At 51.6% G+C, this 12046-nt stretch carries 9 protein-coding genes and 1 riboswitch; of the genes, 4 read left to right on the forward strand and 5 right to left on the reverse strand.

Annotated elements, in window-relative coordinates; all coding sequences use genetic code 11:
• Positions 1 to 10: 10 nt before the first annotated feature.
• Together ACYVEA_RS25260 and ACYVEA_RS25265 are read right to left on the reverse strand one after the other, a co-directional pair.
• On the reverse strand, positions 11 to 658 hold the full coding sequence (locus ACYVEA_RS25260; protein WP_461116205.1) for a hypothetical protein: 648 nt from the start codon (positions 656 to 658) through the stop codon (positions 11 to 13).
• A gap of 131 nt (positions 659 to 789) precedes the next feature.
• A riboswitch (cobalamin riboswitch) is annotated at positions 790 to 998 on the reverse strand.
• 37 nt (positions 999 to 1035) lie between these two features.
• Positions 1036 to 1365 (reverse strand): ArsR/SmtB family transcription factor, encoded by a 330-nt coding sequence (locus tag ACYVEA_RS25265; RefSeq protein WP_461116206.1) that lies wholly within the window; start codon positions 1363 to 1365, stop codon positions 1036 to 1038.
• 208 nt (positions 1366 to 1573) lie between these two features.
• On the opposite strand from ACYVEA_RS25265, the gene ACYVEA_RS25270 reads away from it, so the two are divergent.
• The 4 genes from ACYVEA_RS25270 to ACYVEA_RS25285 all read left to right on the forward strand — a co-directional run bounded on the left by ACYVEA_RS25270 (position 1574) and on the right by ACYVEA_RS25285 (position 7749).
• Positions 1574 to 2674: an efflux RND transporter periplasmic adaptor subunit gene (locus ACYVEA_RS25270; protein ID WP_461116207.1), complete on the forward strand. Its 1101-nt coding sequence runs from the start codon at positions 1574 to 1576 to the stop codon at positions 2672 to 2674.
• 36 nt (positions 2675 to 2710) lie between these two features.
• The gene (locus ACYVEA_RS25275) at positions 2711 to 5782 is read left to right on the forward strand and encodes an efflux RND transporter permease subunit (RefSeq protein ID WP_461116208.1); all 3072 of its coding nucleotides are present in this window, start codon (positions 2711 to 2713) and stop codon (positions 5780 to 5782) included.
• A gap of 113 nt (positions 5783 to 5895) precedes the next feature.
• Positions 5896 to 7236, forward strand: a complete 1341-nt coding sequence (locus ACYVEA_RS25280) for a TolC family protein (protein WP_461116209.1) — start codon at positions 5896 to 5898, stop codon at positions 7234 to 7236.
• Positions 7237 to 7344: 108 nt separating this feature from the next.
• Positions 7345 to 7749: a VOC family protein gene (locus ACYVEA_RS25285; RefSeq protein WP_461116210.1), complete on the forward strand. Its 405-nt coding sequence runs from the start codon at positions 7345 to 7347 to the stop codon at positions 7747 to 7749.
• Between the two features lie 66 nt (positions 7750 to 7815).
• Here ACYVEA_RS25285 and ACYVEA_RS25290 read toward each other — a convergent pair whose 3' ends face one another.
• The 3 genes from ACYVEA_RS25290 to ACYVEA_RS25300 form a co-directional block, all read right to left on the reverse strand.
• Complete coding sequence (locus ACYVEA_RS25290) at positions 7816 to 8025, reverse strand: hypothetical protein (RefSeq protein ID WP_461116211.1); 210 nt, start codon at positions 8023 to 8025, stop codon at positions 7816 to 7818.
• Positions 8009 to 9217 (reverse strand): PepSY-associated TM helix domain-containing protein, encoded by a 1209-nt coding sequence (locus tag ACYVEA_RS25295; RefSeq protein ID WP_461116212.1) that lies wholly within the window; start codon positions 9215 to 9217, stop codon positions 8009 to 8011. The genes ACYVEA_RS25290 and ACYVEA_RS25295 overlap by 17 nt, the downstream gene beginning before the upstream one ends.
• A 155-nt stretch (positions 9218 to 9372) precedes the next feature.
• Positions 9373 to 11835, reverse strand: coding sequence for a TonB-dependent receptor domain-containing protein (locus ACYVEA_RS25300; protein WP_461116213.1), 2463 nt, complete (start codon positions 11833 to 11835; stop codon positions 9373 to 9375).
• Positions 11836 to 12046 lie beyond the last annotated feature (211 nt).

Consider the following 12046-nt stretch of genomic DNA (forward strand, 5'->3'; position numbering starts at 1 on the left):
TGGGTAGTGACTAAGAGGGGAAAATTTCGAGGAATGTGTATAGGCCGATGGCAATTGAAAAGGCACCTACTACGTAGTTGATAGTGCGCAGGGCAGCTTGCCATTTTACGACGACCTTATTCAGGGAGAAAGCCAGTAGACATCCGTAGAGGGTCATGGCGACAATAATACCCAGACTTTGCAGCACGATAATCCAGACGGCCGTCGAGGCATCGCGGGCGGCAAGGGTCAGCGCCAGGGTGCAGGCGCCACCCGTACCCGCCAGGCCATGCACCATGCCCACCCAAAATGACCGGCTCAACGTAGTAGATTGCGTCGGGTGCGCATGAGACTTTGCCCGGGTGAAATTTCGCCGGATGGCGACAACACCCAGCCAGATCATGAGTGGGCCAACGGCCAGTTCCACCTGGGCGGCAATGTTGAGTGAAAGCGTTGATTTAAGCAGTAAAATAAGGCATGCGAACAGCACCAGCGTAAACGAATGGCCCAGCGCCCAATGCGATGATCGCCAGACAACCCGGCCGAGATGTCGACCGGTCGATACCCGATTCGTTTTATCTTTTTCGGACGCCAACACCGAAACGGCCGCCATATGGTCAGGCTCAAAGGAGTGCTGAACGCCAAGCAGTAATGAATCCAGTAAAAGAGGGTTAATCATTCGTTTGCGCCTTCTGGTTGGAAATGCCTGTGGTAGAGGCCGGTAACCGACGGGAAACGACAAACGGAGATAGGGGCTACAAAACGCAGCCTGCCCTGGGTCTCCGTTTGCTTTTCTTCCCGAAAGCAAACCGGATATCATGTCGACAGGCAGGTCTTCTGGCTCGTTCAGTTTTGACGCCTTCCCATTCCTTCTGGAAGAACAGTGGCACTACGTGTCAAAACCCCTTTGTGAACATACAGCAGCGGGAACTGCTCCGATTAGAACCGATTACCTGGTTCGATGGATTCCCTTTTAAGCACTTCGGATGAGGAAGTGCACCCATTGACGGGGCAAAAGTAGTCTTTTTAGGCAGAAATCGCTGATAAAATCAGTAATTAGGCTTCCTCGGCCATCGAATACGTAGTAGCGGCTTTCAGTACGGAGTCTAACACGCCGGGAAATTTTTCCTCTAGTTCGTGCTGGCGAAGCGACGTCAAACTCTGAGTGCCTTCGGTGCGGATATGAATAATGCCAGCCTCGCGCAACACCCGCAGGTGGTGCGACATGGTCGATTTAGCCACGGGCGACGGAATGGCCCCGCAGGGTGACTCGCTCGTCAGCTTTGCCAGACACTGCACAAAATTAAGCCGCACCGGATCACTTAGCGCGTGTAATACGCCGGTTAAGGTAATCTGATCTGTTGTGGGGTGCTGGTACGTCTTCATAATCTATTCCGTCTGCTGCTTGTCATGCTGTTGCCAAACCGAAAAAGGAGTAGCTACAGTAATTGCTACCACAACAATCGGACGCGTTAAAATAATTCAATAGATTTTAATCTTGATGAACCATCCCGCAAGCCACCTTGTTCGATACCCATAAAACAATTTAAGTTCGATAGTTGTAGAACAATAAAATAATACAACCATTAATACCATGAAACCGATCAGAAATCGAACAAAATCAGTTATCGCCGGGGGCATTGCACTGGCTTTCGCGCTTTTCTTCATTACACCAAAATTGTTCTCCAAAAAAGCCGACCCATCGGCAGAAAAGGCCGCAGCCGCGCCACCATCCGATAATAAGGCCGCAACGGGTGTTGTCGCTTCGGATGCTTTCGTGGTGAAACGCGAAACGATCACCGATGAACTCCAGACAACGGGAACCATCGCGGCCAATCAGGAAGTCGATCTGGTGAGTGAGGTGGCTCGGAAACTCGTTCGGGTATATGCTCGGGAAGGCAGCTACGTTAGTCAGGGAACCTTGCTGTATAAACTGGATGACGCTGATTTGCTGGCTAAAAAACACCGGGTAGCGCTCCAGGCAAAGCTCGCCCAACTGGATGAAAAACGGTTCCGTGAACTCCTGGCAACCGAAGCGGTCAATCAGCAGGAATATGACAAGGTGCTGACCAACCTCAACGTACTGCAGGCTGAAATGGCGATGATCGATGTGGACCTAGCCAAAACCGAGATCCGGGCACCGTTCGCCGGAAAACTGGGCCTGAAACGGGTAGACGTTGGCGCCTACGTAACGCCGTCTACGGTGCTGAGTTCGTTCGATGATGTTAGCCGAGTGGAGGTTAATTTCACCATTCCCGAAAAATATGCATCCGACGTTCGGCCGGGGCAGGCTATTCAGTTTACGACCGAAAACAGCAATCAGCCGTTTGTCGGGAAGGTTACGGCTACCGAACCCAAGATGGAATCCAACACGCGGAGTCTGCTGGTGAAGGCCATTAGTGAAAACAAAGGGGGCAAACTCGTGCCTGGTTCATCGGCTAAAATCGCCTTTGCGCTGCACGTAGCACAGGATGGCATCCTGATTCCGACAGAAGCCCTGATTCCCACGGCCAAAGGCTATTCATTATTCCGGCTCAACCACGGCAAGGCCGAACGTCGCGACGTGAAAACCGGTAGCCGCACCAAAGGAACGGTTCAGATTCTGGACGGTCTTTCCATCGGCGATACGTTGCTGACAACCAATTTACTACGTCTCGATACGGGTGTTCCTGTCACGGTGTCTACGGTCGAATAGTTGACGTCTCTTTTATCGATTTAAAAAATTACTCACATGAGTTTAGCGGGAATTAGTATTCAGCGGCCAGTATTGGCCGGGGTACTCTCGGTATTGATTATATTATTTGGTTTCGTTGGGCTTACGTATCTGGGCATCCGGGAATATCCCGTCACTGATTCGCCCATCGTCACCGTCACCACGACATATCCGGGAGCCAGCCCCGACGTGATTGCCTACCAGATTACCAAACCGCTGGAAGAGTCGATTGGTGAAGCCAACGGCATTCGTACCATCTCGTCCGTTTCGCGGGAAGCCGCCAGCGTAATTACGGTTGAGTTCAACCTCGACGCCGATCTGGAAGCAGCTGCCAACGACGTACGCGATAAAGTGACCAAAGCCCGGCGGCTGTTGCCCGGCGATGTTGATCCGCCCATCGTGGAGAAGGCAAACAGTGGTGATATCGTGATTTTCATGGCGGTGGAAAGCAAAACGCGGAGCATTCTGGAAGTCAGCAATATCGCGTCTACAGTCATCAAAGAGCGGATGCAAACCATTCCGGGCGTAAAACGGGTGGGTATCGCGGGCGAGAAAAAATACGCCATGCGCCTGCGAATCGACCCGGCCAAACTGGCGGCTTATCAGTTGACACCCTCCGATATTGAGCAGGCACTACGTAAAGAAAACGTGGATTTGCCATCGGGTCGGATTGAAGGAGACCGGAACGAACTGACCGTTCGGACGCTGGGCCGACTGACGAAAGAGGACGATTTCAACAACATGATCCTCAAGCAGGAGGGCAGCAGCATTATTCGGTTCAGAGACATTGGTTATGCCGAATTAGGGGCTGAAAATGAACGCACGGCGATCCTGAACAGCCTGAAAGGAAACTCGCCAACGATCGGCGTTTTTGTCGAACCACAGCGGGGCGCCAATGCCGTAGCGATTGCCGATGAATTTTACCGCCGACTGAAAGAACTGCGAAAGGAAATTCCCGCCGACTATCAATTAACGATTGGGAAAGACTTTACCGAGCCGATTCGGGATTCGATTTCCGAAGTGGAAGAAACGCTGTTCGTGGCCTTCGGGCTGGTGATTCTAATCCTCTTCCTGTTCCTGCGCGACTGGCGCTCGACCATCATTCCGGTTGTGGCGATTCCGGTGTCCATCGTGTCGGCTTTTTTCATCATGTACGTGGCTGGCTATTCCATCAATATCCTGACGCTGTTAGCGTTAGTGCTGGCGATTGGGCTGGTGGTCGATGATGCCATTGTGGTGCTGGAAAACATCTACGCCAAAGTGGAAGAAGGCATGTCGCCGTTGCAGGCTGCGTTCAAAGGATCGTCGGAGATTTATTTCGCCGTTATTTCCACGACCATTACGTTAGCCGCCGTTTTCCTGCCGATTCTATTTCTGCCGGGTGTAACGGGTAAGCTGTTTCAGGAATTCGCCGTGGTGGTGGCTGGTTCGGTACTCGTATCGGCGTTTGTCGCCTTGACGCTTTCGCCGATGATGAGTGCCTACCTGCTGAAACGGCAGGAAAGACCAAACTGGCTCTACCGGACAACCGAACCGTATTTTGTCGCGTTGAACCGGGGCTACGAAAAATCGCTGGGCTGGTTTCTGACGTACCGCTGGGTCGCTTTCCCAACGCTGGCCGTTACGTTCGGATTGATCTACTTCATTGGTAAGCAGTTGCCCTCGGAATTGGCTCCTCTGGAAGACCGTTCGCAGATCAGCCTGGCGGTGGTTGCGCCGGAAGGGTCGTCATACGAGTACACGGAGAAGTACATGAAGGAGATTGCCCAATTTTCGGTCGATTCGACAAAAGGGTTATTTCAGACGTATTCGATTCTGGCCCTGACGTTTGGCCCGCCTGCACCGGTGAACATAGCCATTCAAAATACCTTCCTCAAAAAAGCCGATGAACGAACGACAACCCAGGCCGATGTCTTTGCGACTTATTCCAAAAACGCTCAGAATTTTAGGGGCGTCATGGTATTTCCGGTTCAACCGCCAACCATCGGCAGTCGATTTGGTCAGGCGCAACCCGTTCAATACGTATTGCAGGCGCCGAATCTGGCCGCTATAACGGAGGTGCTGCCCCAATTCATGGCCGAAGCGGGTAAAAGCCCGGTTCTTCGGTTTGCCGATTCGGATTTGAAAGTGAACAAACCCGAACTGGTGCTGAGTATCAACCGCAGTAAAGCCGCTGAGTTGGGAATTTCGGTGGCTGAAATCGCCCGCGGGTTACAATTAGCGCTTAGTGGTCAGCGGTACGGGTACTTCATCTACAATGACCGTCAATATGAGGTAATAGGGCAGTTGCAGAAGCAGGATCGCGATACGCCTTACGACCTGAAAGCGATGTATGTACGCACCCGAACCGGGGAGGTTGTCTCGCTGGATAATCTGGTTTCGTTCAAGGAAAGCATCAGTCCGGCGGCTATCTATCGCTACGATCAATCGATTTCGGCGACGGTTTCGGCCGGATTGGCACCGGGAAAAACCATTGGGGACGGTGTCGCAGAAATGAACCGGATTGCTCAGAAAGTCTTGCCGCCAACTATTAAAACGTCGCTGGCGGGTGAATCGCGCGACTTTGCCGAAAGTTCATCGAGTCTGTTGTTTGCGTTCGTGTTCGCCCTGATCCTGATTTACTTGGTGCTGGCGGCTCAGTTCGAAAGCCTGGTCGATCCGTTTATCATTCTGCTTACCGTGCCGATGGCGATGACGGGGGCCCTGCTCAGCCTGTGGCTTTTTGGTCAGACGCTGAATATTTTCAGCCAGATCGGGATTATTACCCTCATCGGGCTGATCACCAAAAACGGTATCCTGATCGTGGAATTTGCCAACCAGAGCAAAGAGCAGGGATTGAGTCCGCTGGAAGCTGCCAAAGTGGCCGCTGCGTCCCGGTTCCGGCCCATTCTGATGACGAGTCTCGCGATGATCTTCGGTACCATTCCAATTGCGCTCACCGAAAACAGCCGCAATTCGCTCGGCACTGTCATTGTTGGCGGCCTCTTGTTCGCTGGCTTCCTCACACTTTACATCATCCCGGCGGTGTATTCCTACTTTTCCAGAGTTCACAAACACGCTGAAGTTGCGGAACTAGAAGAAGTACAATAAGCAACTGATGTAGGCTCACAACACCGGGTTGAAATCCGGTGCAAGTGACAAAATTTGATGCATTGCGCCGGGTTTCAACCCGGTGTTTTGATACCCAAAATTCAACAGAATTCATGAAACATCTTATTTATAGGCTCCTCGCTACCCTGTTGATTTGGGGTAGTGCCGGGCAAGTTCAGGCCCAGATTCGCCCATTAACGATGGAAAATGCCGTTAAGCTGGCCCTGGATAAAAACCGTGATTTGCAGGTTGCTACGTTGGAAACAGCCAAATCGGCCCAGAAAGTAGTGGAAGCCCGAAGCTATTCGCTACCGAACGTAGCAGGTTCGGCTCAGTACCTATACTATTTCAACAAACAGGTTTCGTTTTTGCCGGGCAGCTTCGTGGGTCTTCCCGAAAATCAACTGGCGACCTTCCGCGTCGGTGGATCGAATGCTTTACTGGGTGGTATTGCGGCTACTCAACCCCTTTTTCAGGCAAGCGTTCGATCGGGAATAAAGGCGGCACAACTTGATGAACTGGCTACCGGCGAAGCCCTGGCCGACGTTCGGGCCAGCATCGTTACGGATGTAAAAAAAGCCTACCTGGACGTACTGATTACGCAGGAGCAGCTTCGATTGCAACAGCAAAGTATCGCCCGGAATGAGCAGGCGCTGAAAGATGCCCGTTCACTGCTGGCACAGGGACGGGCCTCCCGCGTCGATACGTTGCGGGCCTTCGTTACGGTCGAAAACCTGCGCCCAACCCTGATCCAGTTAACGAACCGGATTGGTATCACCAAAACCGTTCTGAAACGGACAATGGGGCTGGACGAGCAGGAAACCATTGATCTACAGGATTCGCTACGGTACGACGTATCACTGTTTGCCTTGCCGGGTACTGATGCGTATTTCGAGGCCGTTCAGGCCCGGCCCGAAGTGCGCCGACTGGAATTGATCGAAAAACTGAATCGGGAACAGGTCGCGATACAACTAGCCGAGCGTCAGCCCAAATTGTCGGCCATTGGGCTGGCTCAGTCGCAGTCACAGGCCAATAATTTTCGGGTCGACGACTACAAATGGCCGGTTAGTACGTATCTGGGACTGCAATTGAGCGTGCCCATCTTTACGGGCTACCGAACGAATTCCCGCATCCAGCAGGCACAGATTACGCGTCAGCAGACAGAAACCCAGGTTGCGAACCTGAAAGAGATTGTTCGGGCTCAGGTGAAAATCGGCCTGGCAAATGTAGAGGAAGCACGTTTACGGATCGAAACCCAGCGGCAAACCATTTCGGTGGCCGAACTGGGTTACCGCATCACCCGCGACCGCTGGAAACAGGGAATCGCATCCCGGCTGGATATGTCAGACGCCGAACTTTCTCTGACACAGGCTAAATCGAACTACCTGCAGGCTGTGTACGACTACCTCACTGCGACAGTCAATCTGGATAAGGTGCTGGGGAGAATTAAATAACAGAATTCTTTGTCTGAAAGGATTTATGGGAAAACAGGATTGGTACTAAATACAAAAAACCATATTTATTGCTGGGAATCCTGTCAGAAAATAACAACCATACATCGTATGAAAACCACAGTCAAAGAACTTCGTCTTATCCTCACCGTCGATAATCTGGATGAACTAATCCGTTTTTACCGCGATACAATCGGTCTGGAAACATCGAAAGAATGGCACGAAGACGCCGGTAATGGCATCATTCTGGACGCTGGTCGCGCTTCGCTGGAATTGATTGACAGTAAACATGCCGAGCGCATTGACCAGATCGAAGTAGGCAAACGCGTAGCGGGTCCGGTTCGGCTGGCGTTGCGGGTCGTTGAGCCGATCACAGCCGCAACGGAATCCTGGATCGACGGTGGCGCTACGTCGATAGCTCCGCTCACAACCGCGCCCTGGAGCGACGTGTCGCGCGTGCAGGCTCCCGATGGCATGCAGATTACGCTGTTTGCTACGTCGACACTGGCGGACTGATACGAACGAACTAGCGCGGGTCGGTCCGGCGTTCCGGTTCGATCGTGCTAGTTCATAAACCTTATTTCACTTAAGATTGACTCTTTTCTTTTTTCTTAAGGACTTCGCGACAAACCACGCACTGACACCCAGGGGAAGCGCGAGGGTGATCCAGGAAAGTGCATCCAGAAAATCGTCGCCCACCAATGCGGAAATCAGCCCGAAAAGACTCACGACGGCGAGCAACATTGGAATGGTCCAGACATGCCAGAAACTGTTCTTACTTTTCTTGTTCATTCTCAACGCCTAGGCTTACGATTTCTGACTCTTCCAATTGCTGACGGGTTACTTTCTGCCGACTGGTTTCCATCCGGGCGATCTGGGCTTTGGTTGCTTTATTGCGCGCAAACCACAAGTACAGGCCACTGCCGAGCACTACAATCGTGATCAGATCGAAAATTGCCCAGATGATTTTGAGCGGCAACCCGCCGTAATCACCAAAGTGCAGCGGTTGCGAAAGGAACAGCGCGTTGACGTACCAAGGCATATCCCGCATGTCGGTCAGTTTGCCGGTTTTCGCATCCACCAAAGCCGGTTTGATCAGTTTCTCGGTCAGGGGCGTATTGCCCTTCATAAAAATGGCGTAGTGGTGCTGGCTGGAAAACAACGTGCCCGGATAGGCAATCAGCGAAGGCGTCATGTCGGGCGCTTCTTTTCGGGCAATCGCCACCGCCTGATCAAGCGAGCTGAGTTTCCCGCTCAGGGGCGCGGCCTTTTTATAGGGTGCCACCATTTCGGCCAGTTGACCTTGCTGCCATACCCCCAGCACCACTTCCGACAACGTGTTGATGACGCCCGTAAAACCAACTACTACGGCCCAGGCCACGGTAACAACACCCAGCAGATTATGTAAATCAAGCCATTTCAGGCGAGTCGATTTCTCGGTACGCACCAGTCCGAAATCGAAACGTTTCATGATCGGGCTGTACAACATCAGGCCGGAAACGATAGCTACAACAAACAACAACCCCATCAGGCCCAGAAACAGTTTGCCGCCAATACCCATGAACATGTCCACGTGCAACTGCAGCATGACGTACATGAATCCTACGTCGTATTTAGGTTCGTCAAGTACTTTCGCCGTACGGTCGTCGAGGATGACGTTCTTGAAGTTGTCGGGTGGAGCTGTTAAGGAATCGGTCAGGCCAAAGGTTGTGGTGTTGGGCTCGTGTTCATCCCAGAATACGTAGCGCGTCACTTTATTCGGAAAGGCCGCTTTAACCGTTTCAGCCTGTCGGTCTAACCCCACATTTGGTGTTCCGGCGGGCATGGCGGGAGCTAGCTTTGCCGCGCCATCCAGGTGCTCAATTTCCTCGGAAAAGATCAACGGTAAGCCCGTCAGGCACAGCATGAGCAGAAAAGCCGTGCAAATCAGGCTAGTCCATTTGTGAATCTGAAACCACGTTTTAACTCCTTTTGTCGTACTCATGGCAGTCTTGTTTACTCTTCGATTATACAGAATCTGTCAAAACCCCTAAACCGCATCGGCGGACCGCCCCTGAAGGGGACTTTATCTATTCGCAAGCAAAGTCCCCTTCAGGGGCGGTCCGCCGATGCGGTTTAGGGGTTTTGACAGGCACTTACTTAAAACTTATAACTGATGCTACCGACAACGCTTCTCAGTTTTTGCGGATTCATCGTCGTGTAGCCAATCCAGTAGTGCTGGTTGGTGAGGTTATCCACCTTTGCCGAGATTCTGAATTTTTTCTGCTCATAAAAAGCGGTTGCGTTCAAAACCGTGTAGGCGGGCAGGATAAAGACGCCCTGGCTAACACTGTTCAGGATTTTGTTGTCGCTGGCGTAGTTGCCGCCGAAACCGAAGCCTAGGCCTTTGATTGTGTAATCACGCAACCGGTAGCTGAGCCACAGGTTGGCCAGGTAAGGCGAGGAGGCAGTAGTTGGCCGACGACCCGCTACGTCAGCATCGGCGTTCACCAGTTTGGAATCATTGTAGCTGAATCCCGCAATGATATTAAATCCGTTGAACGGGTTGGCAATGACGTCCAGTTCAATCCCTTTGCTCAACTGCGTTCCATCCTGCGTTTGGGCAAACCGGGCGGCTGCCAGCGGGTTAGGATCGGTGCGGAGGATGTCTTTCACTTTGATATTGTAATAGCTGATCGTGGTCGTCAATTTACCGCTAAACGCATCGAGTTTAACCCCCGCTTCAAACTGGTTTGCCTGCTCCAGCTTGGCAACTTTTCGGGCAATACTGTCCGGTGCCGTTACGTCGTAGGCGTTGTAGACGCCCTTGTTATTGAAGCTGTTCTGGTAATTGGCAAACAGCGAAACGCGATCTTTAATCGGTTGAAAAACAAGGCCGAACTTGGGCGATAAAGCGGTCTGGTTGTATGACGTAACGATGTCGCTGCCCACCGATCCACCCTGGTTCTGAAACTTATCGACCCGTAATGCTGCCAGTATGCTTAAGCGATCCGTCAGGTTCAGCACATCCGATACAAACGCGCTGTACGTATTGGATTTGTTGATAAGCGGATACGTAAACTGGGGTGGACCGCTGGCGTAGAGCGAGTCCATCCGGGGGCCATTGAACCGGCTGTAATCATAACCCGGCACATTGAGGGGCACGACGTCGAGCTGGCTACCAAAAAAGTGCTGATCCGAATTTATACGTAGGTAATCCAGCCCTAAAACGATGCGGTTGCGCATGGCGCCGATTTTGAAATCGCCGTTGAAATTCTGCTGGATTTCAAAAACCCGATTGGTGCTATGGTTCGTCGATTGATCGGCTCGGGCCAGGTAGTTCGCTTTTCCGGCATCAGCCGCGTTGCCGGTAATCGCGGCATCGGGCATCAAATAGAAATAAGGACCAAAACCGTTTGAGAAACTGCTGCTGTGGGTAAAATTGGTTGTCGAGGTAAAAGTCGACGACATTTTGTACGTCACCTTGCCAAATAAATTGACGCTTCTTGAGGTCTGCTCAAGGCCGCTCCCCATGTACGAATTTTGATAATCGACGTTCAGCTGGTCGGCCCGTGAAGCACCCAGCGCGGCTGCGGGATAATAAAAGAAGAGAATTTGCTTGCCTATGTTACGTCCCTGAAACAACTCGGCGTCTGCTAGGAGAGTTAAGCGATCGTTGACTTTATACGACAGGCTTGGCGCCACGGCGAAGGTTCTGGAAAACCCCTGTGTCTGGAACGTACCTTCGTAATTGAAGGCCGTATTCAGGCGGAAAAGTAGCTGTTTTGCCTTGTCGATAGGTGCGTTGACATCGGCGCTCACCCGGTTGAACCCGTAGCTGCCACCCGCGTAGGTGATTTCTCCCCCAAAGGTGTCGTATGGTTTTTTAGTAATGCGGTTAATTAAGCCACCGTATGATGTCAATGTGCTCCCAAACAACGTAGCCGATGGCCCTTTGATAACTTCCAGTTTTTCCAGATTGGCCGCATCAATGGTACTCGTTACGTTACCGGCAAGCCCGTTTCGGAGCTGACTCTGCACAATAAACCCACGCGTATTGTAGAAACTGCCACCGTCGCCCGCGCGTCCCGTGGCATCCCACATTTTCTGAAGACCGGGTGCATTCCGCATGGCGTCATCCACCGAAAAGACCAGCTGTTCAGACAGTAATTCTTTGCCGATGGTGTTATAAACCTGCGGATTTTCCAGGTTTCTCAAAGGCATTTTGCCCACGTCGTCGCTGCTTTTAGCCGCAAATCGATTCAGTTTACCCGCCCGAATAATGACTTCCGTCAACTGAGCCGTGTTCTCCGACAAGGTAAAATCAACCGGTGCTGTTTCCCTTCCGGAAACCGTTACGGTTTTCTCCTCAGAGCGCAGGCCGATCGCCGAAACCAGCACTGTATATGAACCCTCTTTTACCCTGGTAATTGCATATTCGCCTTTGCCATTGGTAATGGCACCCTGGCCTTTTCCTTTCAGGACGACTGTAACATACTCCGCCGGGTTGCCATCAGACGTCAGGATTTTCCCTCGTACCGTAGCCACTTGCTGGGCATTCGTGAGTAAAGGAAAGGTAACGAACGTGGCAACGATCAACAGGAATTGTAAATACTTAACCATTTTCACTCTTATTTAGACTAATTATAAAAATGCAAATGACTATATAAACAGGAAACCACGCAAGTAGTTTGCATGATTTTCAGGTAAAGTGATACGGAAAGTTTGTATTGTCTTGTTTTTTCTGACAGCAAAGTTGACGGCCCAATTGTCTAGATAGCTATAAAATTTCCTATATCCGTCAGGCAATTCCTTGAAAGCGTTGGCTGATATG

Source organism: Spirosoma jeollabukense (genome assembly GCF_054777855.1).